Below are 26,579 nucleotides of genomic sequence, written 5' to 3' on the forward strand. Positions count from 1 at the left end.
TTAGTCTTAAAGCCAAAAATCCTTGCTGGGTATATATCTTGGCTAAAAATTTACCTCGCAGTACATAAGCTATATTTTTCAAAATAGTGCCTTAGACGTGTCTCCAGTTTAAATTCCTAATTTGAAGGTAAAAATTGTAACTATAGTGAAAAAAAACTGGAGACTTGACTCTTAACTAATTAAGCAAACTCGTAGCGATTTTTACCCAGGCGCTTGGCACGGTACATTGCTGTATCAGCTTGTTTCATCAAAGTTTCACTATCTTGACTGTTGTATGGGTAAACACTAATGCCAATACTGGCAGAGACTCGGATTGTATAGCCGTCCAAAACAATTGGCTTGGTAATACTGCTTAAAATTTTTTCGGCGACTTTAGCAGCTATTTGGACATTAGGAATTGCCCGTAAAATCACAGTAAATTCATCGCCACCCAAACGAGAAACTGTATCACTAGCGCGTAAAGAGTTGCTGAGTCTTTCAGCAATAGTCATTAACAAGCGATCGCCCGTCTCGTGTCCCAAAGTATCATTTACTTGCTTAAAGCCATCTAGATCGATAAACAGCAGTCCCAACAACAAGTTATTGTGTTGTGCCCAATGTAAGGACTCGTAAAGTTGTTCGGCAAAAAATTTGCGATTGGATAAACCGGTGAGGGGGTCGTGATACGCTAAATAACGTAAGTGGTCTTCTTTGAGTTTTAATTCATTGTTAGAGCGGTATAGTTCAGCAGCAGTACGCTTCAGCTGTTCTTCCATCAGCTTACGCTGAGTAATATCTCGGATGACACCAACTAAAAAGAAATTGCCAGCTGAGTCTTTGTGGAGCGATCGCTTCGTGGCAATTTGATGAGTCTGACCATCGGCATTTGTAAATTCTTCTTCATGTTCTTGGGGTTGCTGAGTCCGAAAAACAAGATCGTCCTGTTGTCGAAACACATCAGCCTCATGTTTTGGGAAAAAGTCATAGTCTGACTTTTCAATTAATAACTTATTTGGATAACCGATAAATCGACAATACGCCTCATTTAAAACAATCCACTGGTGTTGTTCATTTTTCACAAAAATTGGATCGGGGATCGTGTTGATAACGTGATGCAAAAATTCTTTGGAACGTTTCCACTCTTCCTGCATGTGAGCGATATGACTAGTCATCCAAATAGCTGAAGTGCCAAAGCAAACCAGTGAGGGAATGAGCGGTATCCACCAACCGTATAAGAAAGCAAGGTATGCACTCACGGTCAATACAAAGCAAGAAACTAGGATATAGAAGAGACTCCTAGTTGCGTGTCGTATCCGCCATATTGTCACGGCTCCCAAATAAGACCAAACAAAAACCCACAAGTATTCCACCAAGTCAGGCCAAACTTTGAGTAATGGTCTTCCATGTACAGCAGCAGAGATTAACTCACTAATAAAATAAGCCTGCAATTGAATACCAGGTACAGGCTTTGCCATACCAATTAAACTGCTGGAGTAGGGAATAAATACAAAATCTTGGAGACTGGGTGCAGTGGAGCCAATAAGTATAATCCGATCTTTGATTAAGTTTGCTTTGACTTTATCTGCCAGTACATCTCTCATCGATACCTGGCGAAAACTACAAAACTCTCCAGAGGAACTTTGACATTTGGGTTTGGGAAAATTGCTCAAAATTTGGTAGCCTCTATCATCAGCTTCCACATAAGCACCATCATTAGCCTCAAAACGAGTAAATGCTGCCTTACCCAATTGCAAATACTCAGGGTTACTTTTTGCTTTAGTGGGAGTAATTCCCTTTGACTTTAAATACAATAAAGCCAACTTTAGAGCAAAACTTTCATGTACTTCACTTTTAATGTGCCAATACAACAAACTGCGACGTACTTTACCATCAAGATCGTACAGCACGTTATTAAAGCCCACTTGATCCGGATTCAGCCCCAGTGGAGGCGAAACACTAAAGTTTTTGTTGTTATCATTTGCTAGTAGTTCAATACCAACTAAGTTGGGCATTGACTTATAAGTATTACGCAGTTCTTGATTACCAGGCTCTACTGGTAAATTTCTGTAGATATCTAAGCCAATCGCACGGGGTTTGTGGACATTTAATTTTTGCAACAACTGGGCAATCTTCGCATCTGGAATTGGCCACGAACGTACTTCGTTTAAATAAGCCTCATCCATCACTACGATCGTAATCCGGTCTTCTGGCGGTTCATTTGGACGTAAGCGAAAAAATTGATCTAAAGCTGCCAACTCCAAAGATTGCAATAATCCAATGGAGTGCAAAAGCAGGACGCAGACTGCAACGCTGACCGCAGTAATCAATTCTCTGTGTCCTCGACTAAGCGATTGTTTCAGTCCAAAGATTAACTTCACAAAACGCTTGCCTAGCTGCTGATTCATTCCCATTACCTAGTAGGCAGAAATATTCTCTATTTCCTATAGCTATTAACTATCGGACTAACATAGCTCAAGTAGGAGCTAAATAGAGTTTCTAAAAATTTTTTAACTCAGCAAGGTTCTTTAAGACATGATTACATCCCAAGGTTGCTCTCAAGTATTATGAGAAGAAATTAAAATATACATTATTTTAAAGTAAATGTACTTAGGTAATTTCCTTGAGCTTAAGTATTTGTAGATAAAAGCCGCAGGAAAATTGGTAATTGGGCATTGGATAAGACCTATTATCTGTTACCAAAAACAAAAAAGCCAACTGGAAATAGATTTTACTGTACTCATCCAGTTGACTATGGGGTGTGAACTACTTAAGGTTAGTGTAGGTACTTTACTTAAAATACTTGAAGTTCCGAGACCCTGTGTAACCAGAAACTTTCGCTAATTCCTCTAAGTTTTGGACTCCACTATAGCTTTTACCATTAACGATCCAAGTGGGGAAACCTTCAATTTTTGCAGCTTTACATAGTTCTGGTTGAGCTTTGAGTCCATCAGGGGCGCACTCTACTTTAATACCATTATTGATTATTTCCTCAGCTTCTTTACCAAAAAGCAGCTTTTGTTCATGACAGTGAGGACACCAATAAGCACTGTATTCCTTTGCACCTACCTTTGCCAGATGGGTTGCTAAGGCTATTTCTGCCTCACCAGAAGTAGTGGTAATTTCCCAACCGAACGCTGGGTTGGGGTTTTCCTTGGGAGTAAAGGTAATTTTAGTAGGTTGTCCAGGAGTTCCAGGTGTCACATCTGATTGATTCACGCCAGCATAGACGCCTAAAGTACCAATCAGCGTTACCATCCCGACAATCAGTGCGGTAAACAAGATTTGTCCAATATCCTCCCAAGTCCGACCGATAATCGTTAGTACCAAAAGACTCACAGAGAACAAAGCTGAACCGATACAGTAAGGACAAATAGCTTTGATTTGAGATGTTAGCACATACATTAAGTAGCCGCTAAAGACAGACATAGCGATCGCACCTGCCAGCAGCAGCCACCACGTCCAATTTTCCAATTGTTTGCGGCTATTATTTTCCCCTGATTTAAATACCAAGGGAGCCAAAGCAAATATCACCATACTGATGTATGCCAAAAACCCAAACAAAGCTAATGGCTGACCAAAAACCGTTGCCCAAGGGCTAGAAAGCACATCATTACAGCCCTTAGCACCAGCTTCTGCCACACAGGCGGCAGTGCCTCCGGTTAACTTTTCTATGGTGAGATAACCTGTGATCAAGGCACCACATCCAGCGATCGCGGCAATCAATGGACGTGACCATTTATGAATCCAAGGAGTAGAACGACGGCGAATCATAAATATTGGGGAATGGGGATTAGTAATAGTTAGGAGTTTAAGAGTGAGGAGTGAGGAGTGAGTAGTTAAGAATGAGGAGTTAGGAACAATTACTTTAAAACTCATAACTCATAACTCATAACTCCTAACTCCTAACTTCTAACTCTCTTTTCCCACTTTCTAAGAATGTAACTTCACTTGTTCTGCTGATTTGCTTTCACCTTTGGAGTTCCAATTGCGACGGGCGGCTTCCACAAATTGACTGACGCGAATAGGGTCAATTGGTTGCTCTATCCGTCCGTGACGTTTCAGGGAACTGGAAACGATTACACCATCTGCTGCCTGCATCAATGTATCAATATTTTCCCAATTGGCCCCGCTACCGATGAACACTGGTGTGCCGTTTGCTGCGCCACAAGCTAGTTCCAAATCTTCTAAGTTAGGAGGACTACCAGTAGCCCAACCAGATAAAATCACTGCGTCTGCTAAACCCCTTTCAATGGTGTCTTTTACGGCGACTGTGAGATTTGGAGAACTCAAAGGACGGGCGTGTTTTACCAACACATCGGCCAGGATTTTAACATCACAGTTCAACTCCCGTCGATAGCGGAGTAGTTGATGGGCTTCTCCCTCAATTAATCCTTGGTCAGTTGCCATCACGCCTGTGAGGACGTTGACGCGGATAAATTGCGCTTGTACACAGCTAGCGATCGCTATTGCACTTTTGGCATCATTTCGCAATACATTTAAACCTATGGGCAAAGTCACCAAATTCTGTATCCGCTGCACCACAATGGTCATGGCACTCACAACCACTGGATCGACTTGGTTTTTGGTAAACGGCGCGTCGAAAAAATTCTCGACAATCAGACCGTCAACCCCTCCACTTGCCAAGGCCGCGGCTTCTTGTTCGGCACGGTCAATCACCGCTTTTAGGCTACCTCCCCAACGAGGTGAGGTAGGCAGTGGTAGCAGGTGAACCACGCCAATAATTGGTGAGCGAGTTTTAAATATCTGATATAAGTCCACGTCTTTAATCCGCCTCGCGGAGTCCAGAGTCCAGAATTTTTTGACTATTGAACGCCAGTTCAACACCACTCCTCTTAAGGTCGGGAACCTTTTTAGAGGGGTGGCTCTTCAACGGGGAAAACCCCGCACGTGACTGGCTCCTTTTGACCCTTGACTCTTGACTTTTCATTAACTAGTCAAATGTGTTTTATGATAGTCGGTTTATTGCCTCTTTCCTCAGATGGAAATTGGCGTGAAACCTCCCATAAGATATGTTAAGATAAAACCTGGCTACAAGAGGAGTTTGCCACTCACTAGACGCAAGGCAGCTTTCCGTGGTTTAGGCGTCTTGTCCCCGCATTGTCGTAGGACTTGCCAATCGCCAGGGTAGCATTACTGCTTTATAGGCGTAGTCGCTTTCGTCGATTTCCCTGAGGGTAGCGACTTCTCACAACAAGCCCTTTGGGCGGCTTCCCGATGGGTAGGTTAACAACGCACACGCTGTGGTAATGTAAAATACCAATAGGCGAATTGTTAAAAAACATTACAAGTGTCAAATGTACCCAAAGACACTTCAATTTACCCTGGGGAACAAATTGATAAAAATATCATAACATGACCTCTATTTTTATTATTGATAGGGTCATAATTCTACGGACAGTTGCTGACAGTGAAAATCTGCCAACGTGCTGTTATTAGAAGGATAGCGGTCGGAAAAAAGCGAAATTAGCGCCGGAATGTTGACTACAAGAAAAAAATGAAGATATTTTCAAAATATGGGTGACAAGCCAACGATTGCCATTTCTCATCTGGGCTGCGAGAAAAATCGAATTGATACAGAACACATGCTGGGAATGCTCGTAGAAGCAGGCTACGGTGTAGATACAAATGAAGAGTTAGCAGATTACGTTATTGTTAATACTTGTAGTTTTATTGAAGCGGCCCGGCAAGAATCTGTCAGAACTTTAGTAGAACTGGCAGAGGCAAATAAAAAAATCGTAATCACTGGCTGTATGGCGCAACACTTTCAAGAACAACTTTTGGAGGAGTTGCCTGAAGCAGTAGCCGTTGTGGGTACAGGCGATTATCACAAAATTGTAAATGTAATTGAGCGTGTTGAACTTGGCGAGCGGGTCAAACAGGTTAGTATAGAGCCAACCTACATTGCCGATGAAACGACACCGCGCTATCGCACTACAACGGAGGGCGTTGCTTACCTCCGGGTTGCCGAAGGTTGTGATTATCGTTGTGCATTTTGTATAATTCCTCATCTTCGAGGAAATCAGCGATCGCGTACTATTGAATCTATCGTCGCCGAAGCGGAGCAGTTAGTTAGTCAAGGGGTAAAGGAAATTATTTTAATTTCCCAAATCACCACTAACTACGGTCTAGATATTTACGGTCAGCCAAAATTAGCCGAATTACTTCGCGCTTTGGGGAAAGTAGATATACCGTGGATCAGAATGCACTACGCTTATCCCACGGGACTGACCCCAGATGTGATCGCGGCGATTCAAGAAACACCCAACGTCTTGCCTTACCTGGATTTGCCCTTACAGCATTCTCATCCAGAGATTCTCCGCGCCATGAACCGCCCTTGGCAAGGGCGCGTAAATGATGGGATTATAGATCGCATCAAAACGGCGCTACCAACAGCCGTATTGCGGACAACATTTATTGTTGGTTTCCCAGGAGAAACTGAAGAGCATTTTGAGCATCTACTAGGATTTGTTCAACGGCATGAATTTGACCATGTTGGTGTCTTCACCTTTTCCTCTGAGGAAGGAACCCCAGCTTACAAACTCCCAAATCACTTGCCCCAAGAAGTGATGGACGAGCGCCGATACCAACTTATGGAAATCCAGCAACCGATTTCCCAAAAGAAAAATCAACAGGAAGTAGGCAAAATCGTTGATGTCCTGATTGAGCAAGAAAATCCTGAAAGTGGTGAATTAATAGGTCGTTCAGGTAGATTTTCTCCAGAGGTTGATGGTCTGGTATATGTCAAAGGCCAGGCAAAATTAGGAACCATCGTGCCAATAGCGATTCACCACGCTGATACATACGACCTCTATGGTCAGGTAGTCAATAACTAAATTGTTATTTGTCTTTTGTCCTTTGTCTTTTGTTAAATGACCCTTCCAGATTCACCCTTATTCTGAGGTCAACGCTGCATTAATGGCAGTTTTCATGAGGGTTTACCTGAAGTTCGCGGATTCGTTGGCATAGCTTGAGGCTGCGCTATCGCCCTTGGCTCACTAGTAGCCGATAACTAATGACTAATGACTAATGACTAAATAACTAATGACTAAATGACTAATCCAAAAATCCTTACATAAAATTTAGGACGAATTAATGACTCTTTCATTTCAAGAATTAGGAATTTCCCAAGAGCGTGTCGAACAACTAGAAAAAATCGGTTTTACCGAACCAACTAACATCCAAGTGCAAGCAATTCCCCAATTGCTAGCCGGTCGTGATGTAGTCGGTCAATCTCAAACTGGAACAGGCAAAACGGCAGCATTTTCACTACCAATTTTAGAGCGGCTAGATATCAATCAAAGAGCCGTACAAGCCATAGTTTTAACACCAACTCGTGAATTAGCGATGCAAGTTCACGATGCGATCGCCCAATTCATCGGTAATGAAGGATTGCGGGTGTTAGCAATCTACGGTGGTCAATCAATTGACCGTCAAATGTTACAACTCAAACGTGGCGTTCACATGGTCGTGGGTACTCCAGGACGGGTGATCGATTTGCTCGATCGCGGCTGTTTAAAGCTCGATCAAGTGAAGTGGTTTGTGTTGGATGAAGCTGATGAAATGTTGAGCATGGGCTTTATCGACGATGTGATCAAAATCCTCTCGCAAGCGCCCGTAGATCGCCAAACAGCTTTATTCTCGGCGACAATGCCACCATCGATTCGGATGTTGGTGAACAAGTTCTTGCGATCGCCCGCAACTGTCACCGTTGAGCAGCCAAAAGCCGCTCCCAACAAGATTAATCAAGTAGCTTACTTGATCCCCCGCCACTGGACAAAAGCCAAAGCTTTACAGCCAATTCTGGAAATGGAAGATCCAGAAACAGCTTTAATCTTTGTTCGCACCAGACGTACAGCCGCCGAACTCACCAGTCAGTTGCAAGGCGCTGGTCACAGTGTCGATGAATACCACGGTGACTTGTCCCAACAAGCGCGGGAACGGTTATTAATCAGATTCCGTAACCGTCAAGTTCGCTGGGTGGTAGCAACTGACATTGCAGCAAGAGGGTTAGATGTCGATCAACTCTCCCATGTAATCAACTTCGACTTACCCGATAGCGTAGAAACTTACGTTCACCGCATTGGTCGTACTGGTCGTGCTGGTAAAGAAGGAACAGCAATTTCTTTAGTACAACCATTTGAGCGCCGCAAACAGCAAACATTTGAACGTCATAACCGCCAAAGTTGGCAAGTACTGACGATTCCCACACGCGCCCAGATTGAAGCAAAACACATTCTGAAATTGCAAGAACTGGTGCGGGAAGCTTTGACAGGTGAGCGTTTGGCTTCATTCTTGCCCATTGTCAGCGAATTGATTGAAGAATACGATGCTCAAGCGATCGCCGCAGCTGCACTACAAATCGCTTACGATCAAACTCGTCCCGCTTGGTTGAGTTCAGACGTGGAAATTCCCCAAGAAGAATCCTCTGCTCCCAAACCCAGACTTGGCAAGCGTCGTGAATCATCTTCTAGCGATCGCCCCCGTGCTGCGTGGAAATCAGATAGTAACAATGGTGAAGAAAGACATTCTTCTCCCAAACCAAAACTGCGGACAAGTGGACAGGATTCTTCTGCATCCCCTAGTAAAAAGATAGGTTCACCTATAGCTAGAGAATCAGCTTCTTAGTCAACAGTTAGAAGTTAATCAATTTTGGATTTTAGACTTTTCCTTTAATCCAAAATCCAAATCTAAAATTCGGCAAAGTTAAGAGTTGAGAGTTAAGAGTCAAGAGTTAAGATTTTGACTTTATACTCTTGACTTTTTGGCTTTTTTAGACAGATCAAAAATACTACAGCCAAAGACGACTAACTTGTTCTAAGTCTCCAATTTCATCATCACTCAGTCTCCAGCCCAAAGCACCAGCATTTTGCCGTACCTGTTCGGCTGTCTTCACCCCAGCAATGGGAATAACGTTCCCCTGAGCAATTAACCAGTTGAGAGCAACTTGGGCAGGGGTGCGATCGTATTTTTCCCCGAAGTTGCGTAGTAAAGATATCACTGGGGCAATTTTTTGCAGTCCTTCTTTCTTAAATCGCGAGTCTATTTTCCTCGCACCAGTGGGGATTTCAGCACTATCAATACTGTACTTGCCTGTGAGTAATCCTTGTGCTAAAGGACTATAAGCCAAGATAGTCACACCCAACTCACGGGCAGTTGTGATAATACCTTTGCTTTCAACTTGGCGACTGAGTAAAGAATAGCGTACTTGGTTGACAGCCAAAGGCACTCCACGGGCTGCCAATATTTGATGCGCGTCTCGCATTTGCTCTGCTGAGTAATTACTCACACCAACTGCGGCAATTCTCCCCCGCTTCACTTCATCGGCTAGGGCATTCATCAAAGTTTCTTGACTTAAAAAGAAGGCAAAAGGCCAATGCACTTGATACAGAGCGATTCGCTCCAGTTGTAGCCGTTTGAGGCTGGCTGTTAAAGCATCAGAGACGGATTGGGCTGTAAATCGCCACGGTAGGGGGCCAAATTTTGTGGCGATTTGTACGGGTTGTTGTGTCTGTTGCAGAAATTGTCCCAAAAATTTCTCTGATAGTCCCATTCCGTAGACTTCGGCAGTATCAAAGAACGTAATACCAGCTTCTAAGGCTGCGGTAAAGGCTTCTTGTAACTGTTCTGGGCCATAGCGATCGCCATAATTCCAAAATAGTTTATCACCCCAAGCCCAAGTGCCGATGCACAAGGGCGTAACAGATGGGCCATTTTGCCCCAATGTGATGTTTTCCACGGTTGCAAAATTTGATTTATTTACATTTCTTTACTTTTATAGTGTATCGTTACAGACAAGATTGGGTGTGGGGCATTGGACACCATAGCTCAAGCTGAAAATGTTTCAACTGACCTGTGTAACGATTATGATGTCCACAATTCCAGACTTTTGAACCAACTCAAATCTCTGTAATCCAACGTCCAAACACTAGCGTCATAAAGTTGAGCTACCGCTACAACAGAGGCATCCTCTAAACTTCCTTGCCAGTGTGGTATCTGGCGAACCATGCTGTAAATCTCCTGAAACATTTCCATGCTCACTGGTACAGTCACTGTGTTCTCACTAATGACTCTTAGTGCAGTCATTGCAGCACGGCTCGATTGTTCTCGCAACACAAACTTGTAAACTTCAAACAGCACTGGTAGAGGGGTTATAACCTCACCAAACAATTCTGGTAACTTATTAAAACCTGTTTTGCATTCCTGATGGTAGTCATCTCGGACAGAAACCAAGGCAATCAGGGGGCCTGCATCCAAAACGATACGCTTCATCCTTGTATTAAATAGTCTTCATTAACTGAAGCATCTGTAGGAGCATTTTCTACGATTCCAGCTAGCGATAGTAGCTTTGAACCATTTTTAGGACGTAACTTTTCTGCCAGTGCTGCCTGTACAACACTAGATGGATTTTGCTCTGGGTGGTCTTTTAAGTATTGGTCAAGTTGTGTCCACAACTCATCAGGAATATAGAGTGTCCGTTTCATTTTATTAGCCTTTGGAGGTACAACTAGTGTTGTACCTTCATTGTAGTTGCTGGAGTGCGATCGCCAACTTCTTAAAATTCGTTTTCAGTAACGACAGTAAGCTGTTACGCAGCTAAATTTAACAGACAGGATTACCTTTATTTTTAATTTTGCGCTCTCATTTAATAATAAGCTGCTACACAACTTAAGAATTGAGGGAGGCTAATAACCTCCCTTTTATGATACTTAAGTGTATTTAATTTTATTTATGAATTAGATGATTTCTCCTGCTTGGCTTTTTTGATTAATTCCATGTAGACATTAATCTCGCTAATTTCCAAATCATGTTCAACTCTGGTTACTTTCCATCTCTCCTTTTTTAAGTAAACTTCCTCTCCTACTCTGGGAGTAAATTGAAGATCGTAGAACTTTTTGAGAAAATCTTTTTGATTTTCTTCCCATAATATTACTTTGACTACTTCTTTGCTCATTGCTTATGCCTGTTTTTTTACTAGATGAAGGTAAGTATTTTGAGGACATACATACAGCAAGTTTATCTTACTAATTCAATGGAATAGCGTAGTTAAAACCACATTTTCATATTGATATTTTTATGTGGCTTGATTGCGTCAAATAAAGTTACAGAACAATACCATAACTCTAGTCAGTATTACTATTGGGTTTATTTAAACACTGTTTCTCCGTGTATTGGGGTCTAATAAAACATAAGATATAATGCGTCAAAGTAATAGTTGTTGCAGTTGATTAATACTGATTTATACAGTCATTTAGCAACGCCAAAATTTTTATACTCCCTAATATACTTAAATGGAAAAGGGATTACGGTACTTTGCCCTGTACGAACAAAATCAACATCCATAGTTTCAAGCAGTTGTCTGAATATCAGTTTTGAGCCATTCACCGCAACTATTTTACGGAGATGGCAAGCATCTTTAAAATGGAATTGCACATTATCTCTTCGATCTCCAACAAGGTAATAAGCTTCTTTTTCAGTTTCACCAAAATATTTTATGTTAAGAGAAGCGTCGAATAAATCTTCTTTGCTCTGGTTATCCTGGGGGAACTTCAATCGAATTTCATGTTTGTCGAGAAGGTAATCTCTAAAACGAATAGCCTCACTTGTACTACTAACATCAATATTTTTATCTCCTACCTTCTTTGTTGTCCCCAAATACTGTGCGAGTAAACGCTTAAAATCTCGTTTTGATATAGGTTGATTACCAATTTTTCTAAGTTCCGATGAGAATAATTTCAATTTTTCAACATCTAGGTCAGATGCTTCTTGTAAAAATTCTTCAACTATATCAGCTAGCTCATCTCCACTTCCCTTGTCTTCGGGAAGTTCAGTTTCGACTTCCTTGAGAATAGCTTCAATTTTAGAAAGGTCAGGAATACTGATTTCATCAGTTATAAATATCTGATTTATATCACCAGCATCAGAAATAACAAGACCTTCTAATGTCTCGATTTTATCTCCTGAGCTACCCGCCGTCATGAATTTTCTATATTTATCAAACTTTTGCCAGTGAAGTAATATATCTTGACCATCTATTTCGTAAAATTCAAAATTACCATTTGGTTGAATTTCCATAAAAATTACGTGGTCTGTATCTTCATCCCAAGCAGCAAAAGTCCAAATTCCTTTTAGTTGAAGTTTACCCCAATCAAACAAGTTCAATGTTCGAGAGCTAACATCACGCTTTATAAGCTGTTCCTTTATAATTGTTTTAACAATAGGCTTAGAGACATTTTTAGTTGATTCAATTGTCAGATTTTGTCGCTGAAATTTATCTGTTGAAGGGAGGTATTCGTCCTTTTGCCCTCTTTTTTCATAAAATTCGGCATCATGTATAATTCTAAAATTTAGAGTGTTTTCTTTATCACGTTTACTAACGGTAATTAGTTTTTCGTCAGTGATATAAGGAAGAAGAAATTCTTTCAGTGTAATTACTAAATTAGTAGAATCTTCATCATTAACTCTATCAACTATATGTATTGCTTGACCATCTAGTTTTGAGTGAAGTTGTTTTGGACTTTTAAGCAAAGTATTTTGGAGTTCAATGCTGCGATCAATTTCAAGAGTGGAAAAATTAACACTCATGTATTCACATAGATATTCTTGAATACTATTGAAAACTTGAAACAAAATACCTGCTCGGCTTTTCTCAAATTTCTCTATACTTCCAAATTCGAGAAAATTAGTATGACGCTTTTCACCTTGTTTCTTACATTTTATGTAAGACTTTGTAGGATCTGTATCTTTACCATCAGATGGAAGCCATCTTCTCAGAGTTCCTGTGCCACTATGGAACACATATTCAGGTCTTTTAAGAATTTTTTTTAATTCTGCCGTACCTTTATATTCTTTTAATATAGATACCTTTTTTCGATAAGTGGGGACACTAACTTTCAATAAAAATTCATTTTTTTTGCTCTCATCACTACTAAGAGTGATTTCAGCAACACCAATCGCATCATAAAGTTTATCTTTTAATGGAGGGACTTTAAGTAATGCTCCCGTCAGATTTGAGAAATGTAGATGTTTAAATTTAGAGCGTGATGAGCCTAGAGAGTTAATTAATAAGCGGGCAAGTGTTACTTCACATATACATTCATCATTTCCAGTATAAACAGCCTGGGATTTTACCTCAATTGCAGATACACTAGCAAATTTAGGATCGGTTTTAAGTTTTTGAAGTAATGCGTAAGTATCATTCGATTTTTTATCAAACATGGCATAGGCATATTGAGCATATCCAACGGACATAGCTTGATAATCGTCGCCTATAATGCAATCCAATTCTTCTGCTCCCCACCATTTGCCATTTTTGTCTCGTTTGAAGCGGATAAAAACAAAATCTCGTTCAATAGCATCAATATGAAAATTTACCTTCAGTCTATTTGTAAGAATGCTCATTTCAAAAACTCATTCACAATAAATTTAAGTGCAAAATCATCAATCTTATCATTTTTACAGAGATAGGGAATCTCTATAATTTTTCCGTCAAATGATGGAATCGGAATAAAAGGAGTGTTAGAAGAACCAAGAATGTTGATAACAAAAACTTTTTCTGCTTCAACAATCTCCATTTTTCCACAGATTTTTTCGATTATTTCATCAGCTTTTACTGCAACCCGATCATTCCATAGCTTGAAGTATATATAGATATTTTGCTCTGTTTTAAAGTCAAAGAGTTCAAATTCATCTATATTCAGTTCTAGTAAGGGAATCTTTAAGAGGTTTTGAAAAATATGTTTCCCACATACTTCGCCTAATGCCCCTTTATAAATATTGTTGAACATGGGAGGGGTCAGCATTAGTTGAGATTTAGGAAATTTTGTTGCCCAACCAGAATCAGTGAACAATTTATGTAAAGTATCAATTTTCATCAACTCTGAAAGACGGGCAGTTTCTTCGCTTACTTCTTTAACTTCCCTTTTCCCGTAGTTATCAGAAAAGAAAACTTCGATATCATCATAGTCATTTTCATGTGAAAAATAATATGAATCGGCAGATTTTGGCAAATGCAGGTAAATATTATTCCAGTTAATATTGCATTCTGACTCTTTTACAATACTTGGTTGATAAAGAACTTGTTCTCTTAGTTCTTGCCACTTTTTAACACTCTGTTTTGTCCACGGCGTACTCAGTTGGCGACGTATATAAGTAGCAGTTTGATTACTTTTATGAGATGCACGGTTCTGTGCTTCTATTAAATCTTCAGATTGGTTAGGTGATTCACCTGCTGATTCAAGGAGAGCAGTATATTCACGAATAGGAATTACATCTTCTGGCAGAGAAAATCCAATTAAATGTTTTCGGATAGAAGCGTCAGCAAGAATATGAATTGTTGGAGCTTTCATATTGGTACGACATATTCGACCCAATGCCTGAATAATGATTTTATTTAAGTAGCGTGAATAAGCGTTTGTATTGTATGGGTTGATAAAGTCCTCAGCCTTGCGTCTAGGTTTATATCTGTTTATATATCTGTAAAACGCTTCATCCAACTTGCTTTTAAACTGGTTGAGTGAAAAATCTCCGTTTTCTCGAATAAATTCTAATTGAAAAATATATTTGATAAACTTATCGTCATCTATATTATTTTCAAAGATATTAACAAGAATATTTGTTGGATTATCTAAATAAATTCCGTTAATATCCATATTTGAATCCTTAGAAAAGCTGTTGATATGTATTGGCTCTATCCCTGAAGGAATCGAGAATTGTAAATTTTGTCCAACGCCAATGGTTTGGTATGCAGAAATAATAAATCGGCGTTTATTATCTTTTAGTTCATTGAGCAGTTGTTCCTTGTTTGCATCAAAATTATTACTACTAAGTACAAAGAATGTATCAGCTACAGAACTATCAATATTATTTTGATGACTTTCTAATAAAAGTTCCGCATATTTATGCAATATATGCAGGTCGAATTTTGGATCGGAAGGCTTTGGTAATTTATTGAAAAGACAAAGGAACGCATGACAATCAGGATGATCTAAAAAATATTGCCATGCAGTTAAAGCTCTGACATAACGGCAAAATGCAAACTTGATACTTTCCTCCTTCTCATCAGTAATGGTATGAAGAAGAGTATTCCATAAATCCTGGGCTGCTTCTCGATCATTCAAAAGCTCTTCAAGCTGTTTGATTGCTTGTTCTTGTGAATCTGTCCCAATAAATTGAGTTTTTATAGAGACTTTATCATAGCCTTGAGTTGCTTCGTTATATACATTTTTCAGTTTAACAAGCGCATCATCTTTAATACGTATAAATGAATCTCCTAAACGAGATTTTAAATACTCTAGATCATAATTGCCAATATTTGTATAAAGTCCGGCAGTAGCTGAAATACCCACTACAAAAGCCTTTGAGCAAACTCCAGCTAAAAAAGATTCAGGTGTACGGCTGAAGTTAAACATATATATTTTTGATAATGTATCATGCTCATCGCTATCGACGATATCGTAGTAACGAAACCCTGTATCATAAAAATTCTGACTTTGTATTGATCCTTGATAGGGTTGTAAGCCATAAGGTAAATCATCTTCAAGAATTCTATTGGTTAAAAATTCAACATCTTTAAGGTGGAAATTATTAAGAACTGTCTGAATAGCTAATTTCATTGGAAAAGTTTCCTTACCACCTTTATCTTCTTCTTTTAAACGGCGATAGTTATTTGCTAAGTATTTAACTCCTGTCTGAAAATAGGATAAATATCCTGTAATGCTACTCAGTAATTCCTGTATGTCAATACCTGATTTTTGATGTTTAATATCAAAGGCTTTAATCCAATTTGTACGACTATCTATATCTCCAATAATCTCTACACGTTGATTACGAGCCAGAACATTATGGAATTTATAATCATAAAAAAGAAAGTTTCTTTCCTTAGTTGAAAATTCATTCTGAGATTTACAAATATGCTGTAATTCATATTTATTAAATATATAGTTGGCTTTTTATCGCAATGATTCAATTTGCTCTCGTAGAGATAGCCAATTTTTACCTGAAGATTTTTTCTTTCGCCAGTTTGATTCTTGCAGAAGTACTTCAGGGCATTCGGTTTGCATCAGATGATTATGAATGTTCAAAAATAAATCAATAAGATCCACCCGATGCCGTAATCCAGACTTAATAATATTTTTGAGTACAGCATCTTTGGTAGTATCGAACTCATCAATAAAAATAACTGACTCATTAATCAACCGCTCATAAAAGTAATATGATGGTTCCACAAGTGTTGAATTTTGAGCGACGAACTTATCTATACTAAGAAATAAGATGGTTTTCTCATCTGTAAATACGGCAGGATAAAGTTCTCCAATCCATTGGTAGTCTTGATTATTCTTTATAGCCAACAAACGAGCTTTTTTTGTTGAAAAATTCTTGGTCAACGTTTTCTGAATAATATCTCGGAATGCAGGCTCAACATTTTTACGAATATCTATTTTAATCTTTTCTTTAAAGCTGCTAGGCAATTGTTCATTTTGGAGTAGCTCTATATCTTTTTTGCTATGTAAAGGTTAGATACTGGGTCTTCTGCTAGCAAGTCCCAGTTCCGATGAAGTAATGAGTATCTTAGATCCATCTGTAACATTTTGGCGCGATCGCATCATCGCCATCCAAAAAATTAGCTATCGCAAGCAGTGAAGTATTTGATACCAAAACAAAGCTCTCTAACCTCTGTAGCTTCTGCTTTTCAATGAAGTGAAGAATCTAGCAACTTAAACAGAGGATTTATTTACTCTTTGATAAAATCATGAGCATCTTAATTTGTCACATTTTGGCGCGATCGCTCTGAAAACCATAAAAAGGCAATTGAGGATTTTAATCAAGCTCTCCTCATTTTGCAAAAATATGACAACAGACGTGAAATGACCATTCTATGTGCTTGACTGTGCGGCAAGCTGAACGTCTTCTATATCAACATTGAGGTGTTGAGCAATCTGCTCCATACTCATCCCTGTTTTTAGTAACAAAGGTACGGTAAGTTTCAACATTTCAGCTTCCCGTTCTTCTCGACCTTCTTCTCGACCTTCCTCCCGACCTTCTTCTCGACCTTCTTCTCGACCTTCGGCTTTCGCTTCCTGATAAACCCTTGTTTGTTCCAAAGTCAGTCCTAGCATAGCTTCAACTTCCTCTCTACTCAACGAAGAAAACTTATAAACGGCAATTGTGGTGATGATGTCTAGTATTTCGTTTTGCGGCAGTGTGTCCGTTTCTTCTAATTTTACTCGCTCAATTAATTGCTTTGCTTGCTGTGCCATCACTTCATCCGATGCTAGAGTCAACTGCATCAAGTTGATACCTATTGGCTGCTGATTAGTCGCGCCTAGCTCATCTAAATAGATTCGCTGCACTTGGTCGCTGTTAAGAAATATTCGATGAGTTTGTTGATCCCTTGGCTCCAAAGAGCGTGATGAAAAAATTACCACACAGAACCAGTCATCGTACTGAGAACGATTCCGGTTCAGGTACATCAGCGACTCAGTAAAGAACCGATGGTAGAGGGCTTCATCCTTTTGAAATTGAACTTCAGCAAAAAAGATTACCTTCGATGTTGCATCCTCTGGAGGTAAAAACACACCATCGATGCGAAAAGCGGTTTCTTTGACTTCAGGTGATTCAAATCGATAGTTTTGCCCTTGAAGAGGAGGGTGATCTACCAGTTCAAAGAGTAACCGAGGAAACCGCTTAAAAATTTGATAGTAAATGGAGTCTCGTTTCACTACTTCATCCTAAAAACCTGATTTCTCACAAGCCATCAAAATTAATCATAACTTGGCTGAAGCATACGCTAATCAAGGTGTTGGTATAACTGGCTGCTAAATAATTGCGATCGCCTCTGGCGGGGCAAAACGCCATCGCAACTTCAACTTTTCGTTCGCTGATTTCGAGCGGGTAGGGTTTATCTTTATTAAAAGAGAGAAATTAAATCCTATAAACTATACGAAAAAGTAGCTATGGCAAGCGGTGAAGTATTTGATACCAAAACAAAATCCCTATCTGTGCCAAGAGTAAACCTGCTGACCATGTTCCGGCTGGGTTTATTTCAGATGGGGTTGAGCATGATGTCAATCTTGACTCTGGGGGTACTCAACAGAGTCATGATTCAAGAAATAGCAATTCCGGCGACGCTGGTATCAGTAGTTTTAGCACTGCCTTTATTTGTTGCTCCTTCACGGATCTGGTTTGGCCAGATTTCCGATGCTAAACCTTTATGGGGATACCACCGCACAGCTTATGTTTGGGTAGGCGCAGCAATATTTGCGATCGCAGCATTTTTAGCTGTACAAGTAATGTGGCAGATGAATCTTGCTGGAAATAGTGCAGGTAGTTGGGTATGGACAACCCAAACAATCGGCTGGACAGGACTTTTGGCTTTAGTTTTCGCTGTATACGGTCTAGGAATTTGTGCTAGCGGTACTGCCTTTGCTGCTTTATTGGTGGATATATCTGAAGAAGATAACCGTTCTAAAGTAGTCGGTGTGGTTTGGTCGATGCTCATGGTGGGGATTATTGTTGGGGCGATTATTAGTGCCAGCTTGCTGAAACAATTAACGCCAGAAGCAACTATAGAAACCTTACAGCCAGCAATCAACAGATTGTTTACTATCGTCCCAGCAATTGTATTTGGTTTAGCGATCGCAGCAACATTCGGCGTAGAAAAAAAGTACTCCCAATACTCAACCCGTTCCACACTGGTGAATCGGGAAGATAGCATCACTCTAGGCAATGCTTGGAAAATATTGACAGCTAGCCCACAAACAGGTATATTTTTCACCTTTTTACTGGTGATGACTATCAGCTTGTTTATGCAAGACCCGATTTTGGAACCGTATGCGGGTCAAGTGTTTAAAATGCCCCTAGCGGAAAGTACCAAATTAAATATTTTTTATGGAACGGGTCTACTGATTGCTTACGGCGTTACGGGCTTTTTCATAGTCCCGCGTTTGGGTAAGCGCAGAACTGCACGTTTAGGCTGTATGTTGGTGGCATTCTGTGCAATATTGCTCGGCATATCAGGATTCACGGCTAATGCAGCAGTTCTCAAACTAGGTTTGGTTTTATTCGGTTTAGCCACAGGTTTCTTAACAACGGCTGCAATTAGCTTGATGTTGGATCTTACCGCAGCGGAAGCCGCAGGTACATTCATTGGGGCATGGGGATTAGCGCAGTCTCTTTCTAGAGGTGTGGCGGTAGTAATCGGAGGTACAGTTTTGGATATTGGACGCCAGCTGTTACCTAGCCCAGAGTTAGCTTATGGACTGGTATTTGCTCTAGAAGCCTTGGGAATGGTGGCATCGATTTGGTTTCTGAATCGGGTGAACGTCACAGAATTTCAAACAAGTGCCAAACAAGCGATCGCATCTGTTTTAGAAAGCGATTTAGATTAAACTGTATAGGGCATGGGGCATTGGGCATGGGACAAATGACAAATGACAAATAACCAATGAATGATTTTTGGACAACAATTCTAGATTTTGCCCAAACTACTACTACCAGGGTGGGCAAGCAGCTAATGCAAGATTTTGGGAAAGTACAGGCTGACCAAAAAGCTGATGGTAGTTTGGTGACGCAAGCAGATAAATGGGCAGATCAGGAAATTCGAGATGCGATCGCTTCTAATTTCTCTGGTTACGGCATTTTGAGCGAAGAGAGTGATCAGTCATTTCCCGGTACTGAGTGGTGCTGGGTAATTGATCCTCTCGACGGTACAACCAACTTCACACGCGGCATTCCTCTCTGGACAATATCTCTGGGTTTATTGTATCGAGGCACACCCATTTTTGGGTATGTTTACGCACCAACTCTAAATCAAGCTTTTCATGGTTTCTGGGCAGGTTCATCTGGTTTGGCAACACCAATAGGAGCATTTCTCAACCACCACCCCATCCACACAAGTGTTGATAGTCCCAGCAGCAATCACTTTTTTAACCTCTGTTCTCGTAGCACCGCAGTTATCAAAAACGGCTTTCCCTGTAAAATTCGGATGTTGGGTGTAGCTAGCTATAACTTTTTGACGGTTGCTACTGGGGCTACTCTCGGTGGGATTGAGGCGACACCAAAAGTTTGGGATATAGCAGGGGCTTGGGTAATTGTCCAAGCAGCTGGTGGGGTATGGTCATCGCTGAAGTCAGAACCGTTTCCGTTGTCACCAGGAGAAGATTATAGCGATCGCTCTTTTCCTACCCTTGTGGTTAGTCGTCCCGAATTAGTTCCGGTATTTCAACCTTTTCTCGAAGGTGTAAAAATTTAATTTGCTGCCTCAATATTTGAAAAGAGTAATTTTGTCAACCAGCCTAGTGGACAATAGCATAAACGATATTAAACTTAACAAAACCCTAGTTCAACAAAGAATTGAGTATAAATAAAGCTGGTAATAATCCTGATTTAAGTGCAAAACCAGTGTAGTTATTAATTTAAGTAGTGTTGTGACTTTCATTACACTGGTTAATTTAGTATAAAAAATTTTATGTTGTCTAATCTAGATTTAATTCGAGAGTTTGTGCAAAACTCTATTCAAAAAAAAGATATTTTGTTGTCAAATCCTGTTTTGACAGCGCAAACAGTGTATAAAATCAACCAACTGACAGCAAAATCTGAAGGCGTAATTGCCACTGTTCAACTATCTAACACCTTATCTGAATTCTCGATTTCTCCAAAATCAACCCAGTGGGAATTGATCAATCAGGCATTAGCAGAATATAGTTATATCCTCAAAGGAGAAGTAGATAGTCGGGGTTTCTATCAGTATCAATACTGCGAAGTTCCCAAAGGCTATCAGATGAACTGTACTAAATGTGTCATTCTATGGCGAGCCTGGTGGAAATATTGCAAGCATAGTTCAAGATCAGGGATTCCGTTAGAACTTCTGATTAGAACACGAGATTCATGGTATCCAATTAGAGATTTAATTATCAGTGACGGACTTCTCTATATCAAAACCTTGGGAAGTGAGATTGCACTTGGCTCAGAAGACTTAGTTACTTGGTTAAGCAAAGTTGATGTAACCAAAATTAAAGAAATACCTTCTACAGAGACATAGATATGGGTATATCAGTACAAATGTTTGCCCTTATATTTGTAAACATTTTTAAAAGTGATTATGACAACATAATTAGGCAAAGGATTTGACATACTCACCGACCTAAAGGCGCTCTTAAGAAGGAGTAATGAGTAATAAGTAATGAGTAATAAGTAATAAGTAATGAGTAATGAGTAATAAGTAATGAGTAAATACCCATTTTTCATCCACGATGAAACTCATTACTTTAAAGCATTGCGTGAAGCACGAGACTTCTCTACGAGACGCTTCGCGAACAGACCCAAATATGTGGTGAAAAAGAATGAAAGGACTTTGGCTCGAAAATAATCAGTTGCAATTACGTACAGATATTCCCGTTCCTGAACCGCCACCAGGAGAAGCTTTAGTACGCGTCTTGCGTGCCGGTATCTGTAACACTGACCTGGAATTACTCAGAGGCTACTATCCTTACACTGGTATTTTGGGGCATGAATTTGTCGGCGTCGTTGAACAAGGGCCAGAACACTTAGTTAATAAACGCGTAGTTGGAGAAATCAACGCTGTGTGTGGGCATTGTCGCTTTTGTTGCAGCGGACAATCAACTCACTGCGAAAATCGTACAGTTTTGGGTATTGTCAACCGCAATGGAGCCTTTGGTGAATATCTCTGTTTGCCGATAGAGAATCTGCATCTCGTACCTGAGAATGTGCCAACAGAAGTAGCAACATTTACTGAACCTGTAGCAGCAGCTTTAGAAATTCAGCAGCAAGTGCCATTACATCCAAATAATCGGGTGCTAGTGGTTGGAGATGGCAAACTAGGGCAGTTGGTAGCCCAGACATTAGCCTTAACCGGCTGTGAACTCTTAGCTGTGGGGCGTCATCAAGACAAACTGGCTAACTTAGAGACACGGGGGATTAAAACTGGTTTAGCTAATGTTGTGAAAGATGGATATTTCGATATTTCAGTAGAATGTACTGGTAATCCAGAAGGATTTGCGATCGCTCGCCGCGCCCTACGTCCCCGTGGTACGCTTGTACTGAAAAGTACTTATTCTGGCAAACTCAGCCTGGATGCTTCTTCTTTAGTAGTAGATGAAATCACCCTCATCGGCTCCCGTTGTGGCCCTTTTGCCCCGGCCCTTCAGCTACTAGCCACAGGAAAAGTTGACGTGCAACCCCTGATTCATGCCACCTACCCTCTTATTGAAGGGCTTGCAGCTTTTGAACACGCTCAGAGTCGGGGTGTTTTGAAAATATTGTTAGATATTAGTCATTAGTCATTAGTCATTTGTCCCCACTCCCCACTCCCTACTCCCTACTCCCTAATAGAGATAAGGATTAGTCTTCGGTTGATAGTCAGAACAATCGATCGCTTCTTCTGTATTGGCAATATATGGGCGTACAGTACATTTAAGACGATAATTGTCGGTAAAAAATTGGCAACCAGTACAAGGAATTTGATGCATTTGCTTGGCTGTTGTCAAACTATCTCGCGCCGCCGCACAGAGACTCCAAACAACGAGAATAATTACAGTCCAAGCTACAACAAAGCAAATCGGGACTAACAAAGGCTCAATCCCATGAATGAGGAAAGATATCAGTTTAAACACGGTATGTCCTGATACAAATTAGGAGTTAGAAGTATATTACCTCCTAACTCCTAATTTCTAACTTCTCACTATAGAAGTAGAAGTTAAACGCCAGCATGACCCAGCGCTAAACCGGTGACGAGCATTCCTAGAACAAGGAAAGGTTGGGCGCTAGCTTGGTACTTAACATCATTCTTCACGGGGTCGCGCAAGAAATACATATCTTGCAAGGTGATTTGCGGGATGATTAACAGTACTAGTATTGCTGCATACAAATTCTCATGGATGCTGACGAGATAAGCTGCAATCAATCCTTGAAAAACATCAATTGTCACTACACAAATCCAAGATGCGGCGGTGATGCCAAACATTACAGGTAGTGAATTTAATCCTAACTGGCGATCGCCTTCTACACTCTTAAAATCATTGACAATAGCAATGCCCAATCCAGCCAAGCTGTAGAACATTGTCAAAATCACAATTGTGGAATTCAGTTCGCCAAACAAAGCGTGTCCTGTAGACCAAGGTAGGGTGATATAACTTGCACCCAAGGCATAGCTACCTAGCCAGCCGTTTTGTTTGAGTTTCAGGGGAGGTGCAGAATAAATGTAGGCGATGAAAGAACCGATAATTGCGATCGCTGTAATTGTCGGGAATTCATGACCAGACCACACATCCAGCACAAATGCCAAACCATAGCCAGCAATCAGTAATACCCAAATCTGAATAATTACCTGGGGTAGGGGAATTGCGCCAGAGGGAATCGGGCGATAAGGTTCATTGATGGCATCGATTTCGCGATCGTAGTAATCATTGAGGATTTGGGTGTAACCTGTCATCAATGGCCCAGCCAGTAACATACAGGCTGCTACCTTCAATACATTTTCCAGTGTCCAAGTATAGTTACCCGAAGAAGCCGCACCACAGACTACACCCCAAATTAGGGGAATCCAGGTGATGGGCTTCATGAGCTGCAAACGGATTTTCCAGATTGAAGTTTCCCCAGCAGATGCACCTTTCATCCCTAGCAGCTGTCTAGTTTTCGCACTGCGATCGGCAGACGCGAGTGCTTGCTCATTGAGATTATTTGCCACTGAGTCTAGTGCTTCAGACGGGTTAGGGTCTGGGGTAATGGGAGTTGATTCTGACATAATGCCTATTTTTTTTAGAGTGAGGAGTTAAGAGTTAGGAGTTATGAATTATTGTTTTATTCCTAACTCTTCACTCCTAACTCCTAACTAAATTAAAACGAAATTATCAAATAATTATTCTGAAACTTTGCTCCAGCAACAGGTCTGCCACTCAGAGCCGGGGGTAAGGGAATATTGCGCCGCTGATCTCCTGCTTCTACCGTGACTTCTGGCCCATATTGGGTAAGCTTGACGTGCTTTTTGTCAAATCCTGGCAAGAATAAGCGTACTTGACGATTGTGGATGTCTATTTCAATCGGTTTGGGAGCCTGTAAAGCTTGTGCTTCAAAGTTTGGTAGAGCGTCTATCAGTGGTTGCCAATCACCCGTGGGCGAGTTCGGAATAACGCTCACAGGGAGGGGTATAAATTCCTCTGGTAGGTTGACATTTGTCTCGGTAGACACAAGCAGAACACCACCGACAGTTAAACCGATTTGTTGAGCGCTACCCCATAAATAACGAGCATTTGCTACCTCAATCGGATCTCCTGTAGTCACTAAGAAAGCAGCGAGACGCTTGGGATCGGACAGAGCAGCTCTCCCCTTTTCTAAGAAATTATTGACTTGGTTAGTGGGAGCGGCAAAGTTATCTGCTGTCCAGTTGACATTGAAAAAACTGCTAATCAGCGGTTGAATCAAGGGTGATTCAGTAATTGTCTTCCCCAAGTCGGAGTTGACAAATAATTGCCGAAATCGTCGGACATACCAACTCAGAGATTCTGGCAAACCCAACATTCGCAGGGTTAAAGAGTCGCCCGTGCCATCGTAGACGATCGCATCATATTTGCCACTGGCATCATATTCGCGGATAGCATTCAGTGCCAGGGCGTTGTCCATCCCCGGCAATACTACCAGTTCTTGACCAAAAACATCTTTGAAGATGGGCGTGCGGAGATATTGCGCCTCAAGTTTCTTCACTTCGTCCCAGTTTCGTTCTAGTAGTACAGATGCTTGAAACTGGACTACTTGCAAATTGGGAGCGATTTCCTGGGGATCGGCAGCAATGGGAGTGCCCAGCAGGATTTGCAATGTTGGTTCTGCTTGTCCTGCTAGAAGTACGCGCTTGCCTTGACTTGCCAATAATTTGGCGGCGGCGATCGCAATTTTGGTACGAGCGGTGCCGCCTTTGCCCAAAAATGTCAATATTAGAGCCATTAGTTGATTCCTATTTTCACCGCCGATCTTTTCAACTCCAACTTAGCACTCAACAAAGAGTCTCAACCTGTGCTTGAAATTTCAGATACCAAGAAAAACTTGGATCTGAGTTCTTTAACTACTACACAGGTTTGATTTCATCTTCAAAAAACCAAGTGGAATAATTATCGTCAAACAGTAGCACTACACCGATACCACCACCATCGGTGACTTTGTAGCCTTGGATAATACCCACTTGTCCGAGCTTTTTCACAACTGGGGCAGAAACGCGATCGCGCAAACGATAGACTTTAACCTTTTGTCCGATTTCCATGCCTGATTACAATGCAATAAACCAAGTCTCAGTGTAGCGGAATCCGTGACTCTGCTCTCATAAATTCAGTGGAGATGAGGAGTGAGGGAGAGAATCGTAACTCCTACCTTCTGACCTAAGAACTTAAAATTAACAACAGGTGCGATTGCAAAGATTAGTGCTAGTGGAACATTTGCGATCGTTAGAGGTTCATCCAGATAGCTTGAGTTAAGCAACAAAGGTAGTAATCATGTATCAAACAGATCCACCCCGTCCGCCACAAGAAACAATGCCTACGATGTATGATTTACCCAGTGAATTAGTGGGGGAATCAGGTTTGCCAGATGAATTTCACCGAATTCAGGCAGATTTGCTCAGTGAGACTTGTCAGCCTCTTGCTTATCCATCTGAGGAAATTTTGCTTGCTAGCGACTTAAATCTTTACTACGATCCCCGCCATCCTTTGTGGTACAAGCGTCCTGATTGGTACATGGTTTTAGGATTACCTAGTGCTAGCCAGCAGCAAGACCTGCGCTTAAGTTACGTTATTTGGCAAGAAGGAATTGATCCATTTTTAGTAGTTGAATTACTTTCACCTGGTACAGAACAAGAAGACTTAGGAAAAACACTGCGGGAAGTAAACCGACCCCCAACGAAGTGGGAAGTATATGAACAGATTTTACGGGTTCCTTACTACGTTATCTACGATCGCTATGAAAATAATTTACGTGCCTTTAAGCTCAATGGCACTCGTTACGAAGCAATATCTTTACCAGAGAACCGCCTATGGTTAGAAGAGCTAGAGCTAGGATTGGGTCTTTGGCAAGGTAATTACCAGCAGACAACAGGTTTGTGGTTGCGTTGGTATAATTCTGCAGGTTGGGTGCCGACTCGAAGAGAACAAGCTGAACAGGAACGCCAACAGGCTGAACAGGAACGCCAACGGGCTGAACAGGAACGCCAACGGGCTGAACAGGAACACCAACGGGCTGAACAGGAACGCCAACGGGCTGATCGATTAGCAGAGTATTTGCGATCGCAAGGAATTGATCCAGATAACTTGAGTTAAGCAAAAACTCGCATCCTTAACAAAGAAGGAGCCTGACAAACAGACGTTATATTTGTAGTAAAAATATACTTGACAATATCCTATTTATTGTATAATCGCCAAGATAATTTGGATACAATTTTCTAGTGATGATAAATTCTAAAAGCACTGAAGAGATTTCCAACAAATAAATTATCCAATCTTATGAGGTGGGCATCCTGCCTAACACACGTTTAACCAAAGGCGGGTAAAATACGCACATCACAAGAAGTAGTTGGATATTTTTTC

22 protein-coding genes are annotated in these 26,579 nt (G+C 40.8%); 7 read left to right on the top strand and 15 right to left on the bottom strand.

Annotated features, from left to right (window positions below; genetic code table 11):
• Nucleotides 1-179: 179 nt before the first annotated feature.
• The 3 genes from RMX69_RS22410 to btpA all read right to left on the bottom strand — a co-directional run bounded on the left by RMX69_RS22410 (nucleotide 180) and on the right by btpA (nucleotide 4,758).
• Nucleotides 180-2,384, bottom strand: coding sequence for a CHASE2 domain-containing protein (locus RMX69_RS22410; RefSeq protein ID WP_289798724.1), 2,205 nt, complete (start codon nucleotides 2,382-2,384; stop codon nucleotides 180-182).
• Between the two features lie 382 nt (nucleotides 2,385-2,766).
• Nucleotides 2,767-3,750: a vitamin K epoxide reductase family protein gene (locus RMX69_RS22415; RefSeq protein WP_289800088.1), complete on the bottom strand. Its 984-nt coding sequence runs from the start codon at nucleotides 3,748-3,750 to the stop codon at nucleotides 2,767-2,769.
• A 159-nt stretch (nucleotides 3,751-3,909) separates the two neighbouring features.
• Nucleotides 3,910-4,758, bottom strand: a complete 849-nt coding sequence (btpA, locus tag RMX69_RS22420; RefSeq protein WP_289800087.1) for a photosystem I biogenesis protein BtpA — start codon at nucleotides 4,756-4,758, stop codon at nucleotides 3,910-3,912.
• 755 nt (nucleotides 4,759-5,513) lie between these two features.
• On the opposite strand from btpA, the gene rimO reads away from it, so the two are divergent.
• The gene (gene rimO, locus RMX69_RS22425) at nucleotides 5,514-6,833 is read left to right on the top strand and encodes a 30S ribosomal protein S12 methylthiotransferase RimO (protein WP_289798723.1); all 1,320 of its coding nucleotides are present in this window, start codon (nucleotides 5,514-5,516) and stop codon (nucleotides 6,831-6,833) included.
• Between the two features lie 259 nt (nucleotides 6,834-7,092).
• Nucleotides 7,093-8,625 carry a DEAD/DEAH box helicase gene (locus RMX69_RS22430; protein ID WP_289798722.1) on the top strand — a complete coding sequence of 511 codons (1,533 nt, stop codon included), beginning with the start codon at nucleotides 7,093-7,095 and terminating at the stop codon, nucleotides 8,623-8,625.
• A gap of 163 nt (nucleotides 8,626-8,788) precedes the next feature.
• On the opposite strand, the gene RMX69_RS22435 is transcribed toward RMX69_RS22430, so the two are convergent.
• The 8 genes from RMX69_RS22435 to RMX69_RS22470 form a co-directional block, all read right to left on the bottom strand.
• On the bottom strand, nucleotides 8,789-9,736 hold the full coding sequence (locus RMX69_RS22435) for an aldo/keto reductase (RefSeq protein WP_289798721.1): 948 nt from the start codon (nucleotides 9,734-9,736) through the stop codon (nucleotides 8,789-8,791).
• Between the two features lie 125 nt (nucleotides 9,737-9,861).
• On the bottom strand, nucleotides 9,862-10,269 hold the full coding sequence (locus RMX69_RS22440; RefSeq protein WP_289798720.1) for a type II toxin-antitoxin system VapC family toxin: 408 nt from the start codon (nucleotides 10,267-10,269) through the stop codon (nucleotides 9,862-9,864).
• Nucleotides 10,266-10,481, bottom strand: a complete 216-nt coding sequence (locus RMX69_RS22445; protein WP_289798719.1) for a hypothetical protein — start codon at nucleotides 10,479-10,481, stop codon at nucleotides 10,266-10,268. The genes RMX69_RS22440 and RMX69_RS22445 overlap by 4 nt, the downstream gene beginning before the upstream one ends.
• Nucleotides 10,482-10,726: 245 nt before the next feature.
• Entirely contained in the window at nucleotides 10,727-10,951 is a 225-nt protein-coding gene (locus RMX69_RS22450) for a hypothetical protein (protein WP_289798718.1), read from the bottom strand.
• Nucleotides 10,952-11,244: 293 nt separating this feature from the next.
• On the bottom strand, nucleotides 11,245-13,398 hold the full coding sequence (locus RMX69_RS22455; protein WP_289798717.1) for a hypothetical protein: 2,154 nt from the start codon (nucleotides 13,396-13,398) through the stop codon (nucleotides 11,245-11,247).
• Nucleotides 13,395-15,611, bottom strand: coding sequence for a hypothetical protein (locus RMX69_RS22460; protein ID WP_322638751.1), 2,217 nt, complete (start codon nucleotides 15,609-15,611; stop codon nucleotides 13,395-13,397). Before RMX69_RS22460 ends, RMX69_RS22455 begins: the two co-directional genes overlap by 4 nt.
• Nucleotides 15,612-15,947: 336 nt before the next feature.
• Complete coding sequence (locus RMX69_RS22465) at nucleotides 15,948-16,466, bottom strand: hypothetical protein (RefSeq protein WP_322638752.1); 519 nt, start codon at nucleotides 16,464-16,466, stop codon at nucleotides 15,948-15,950.
• A 405-nt stretch (nucleotides 16,467-16,871) separates the two neighbouring features.
• Nucleotides 16,872-17,717: an Rpn family recombination-promoting nuclease/putative transposase gene (locus RMX69_RS22470; protein WP_289798715.1), complete on the bottom strand. Its 846-nt coding sequence runs from the start codon at nucleotides 17,715-17,717 to the stop codon at nucleotides 16,872-16,874.
• 234 nt (nucleotides 17,718-17,951) lie between these two features.
• Here RMX69_RS22470 and RMX69_RS22475 point away from each other — a divergent pair, with 234 nt between their 5' ends.
• From RMX69_RS22475 to RMX69_RS22490, 4 genes are all read left to right on the top strand, one after another.
• Nucleotides 17,952-19,385 carry a BCD family MFS transporter gene (locus tag RMX69_RS22475; RefSeq protein WP_322638753.1) on the top strand — a complete coding sequence of 478 codons (1,434 nt, stop codon included), beginning with the start codon at nucleotides 17,952-17,954 and terminating at the stop codon, nucleotides 19,383-19,385.
• Between the two features lie 56 nt (nucleotides 19,386-19,441).
• A complete protein-coding gene (locus RMX69_RS22480) occupies nucleotides 19,442-20,248 on the top strand; it encodes an inositol monophosphatase family protein (protein WP_289798713.1) in 807 nt (268 codons plus the stop codon).
• Nucleotides 20,249-20,464: 216 nt separating this feature from the next.
• Nucleotides 20,465-21,037, top strand: coding sequence for a hypothetical protein (locus RMX69_RS22485; protein ID WP_322638754.1), 573 nt, complete (start codon nucleotides 20,465-20,467; stop codon nucleotides 21,035-21,037).
• A 301-nt stretch (nucleotides 21,038-21,338) separates the two neighbouring features.
• Complete coding sequence (locus RMX69_RS22490) at nucleotides 21,339-22,295, top strand: MDR/zinc-dependent alcohol dehydrogenase-like family protein (protein WP_322638755.1); 957 nt, start codon at nucleotides 21,339-21,341, stop codon at nucleotides 22,293-22,295.
• Between the two features lie 45 nt (nucleotides 22,296-22,340).
• Here the strand turns inward: RMX69_RS22490 and RMX69_RS22495 are convergent, their stop codons facing one another.
• The 4 genes from RMX69_RS22495 to RMX69_RS22510 all read right to left on the bottom strand — a co-directional run bounded on the left by RMX69_RS22495 (nucleotide 22,341) and on the right by RMX69_RS22510 (nucleotide 25,264).
• Nucleotides 22,341-22,628 (bottom strand): hypothetical protein, encoded by a 288-nt coding sequence (locus RMX69_RS22495; protein ID WP_069069020.1) that lies wholly within the window; start codon nucleotides 22,626-22,628, stop codon nucleotides 22,341-22,343.
• A gap of 83 nt (nucleotides 22,629-22,711) precedes the next feature.
• On the bottom strand, nucleotides 22,712-23,758 hold the full coding sequence (chlG, locus tag RMX69_RS22500) for a chlorophyll synthase ChlG (RefSeq protein WP_289798711.1): 1,047 nt from the start codon (nucleotides 23,756-23,758) through the stop codon (nucleotides 22,712-22,714).
• Nucleotides 23,759-23,850: 92 nt separating this feature from the next.
• The gene (locus RMX69_RS22505; protein ID WP_289798710.1) at nucleotides 23,851-24,951 is read right to left on the bottom strand and encodes an ArsA family ATPase; all 1,101 of its coding nucleotides are present in this window, start codon (nucleotides 24,949-24,951) and stop codon (nucleotides 23,851-23,853) included.
• A gap of 121 nt (nucleotides 24,952-25,072) precedes the next feature.
• Nucleotides 25,073-25,264, bottom strand: a complete 192-nt coding sequence (locus RMX69_RS22510; RefSeq protein WP_289798709.1) for a DUF2862 domain-containing protein — start codon at nucleotides 25,262-25,264, stop codon at nucleotides 25,073-25,075.
• 229 nt (nucleotides 25,265-25,493) lie between these two features.
• Between RMX69_RS22510 and RMX69_RS22515 the strand changes: the two genes are divergently transcribed.
• A complete protein-coding gene (locus tag RMX69_RS22515; protein WP_322638756.1) occupies nucleotides 25,494-26,312 on the top strand; it encodes a Uma2 family endonuclease in 819 nt (272 codons plus the stop codon).
• The last annotated feature ends 267 nt before the right edge of the window (nucleotides 26,313-26,579 follow it).

It is taken from the genome of Nostoc sp. EspVER01 (assembly GCF_034530635.1).
In the GTDB taxonomy this organism is placed as follows: Bacteria; Cyanobacteriota; Cyanobacteriia; order Cyanobacteriales; family Nostocaceae; genus Nostoc.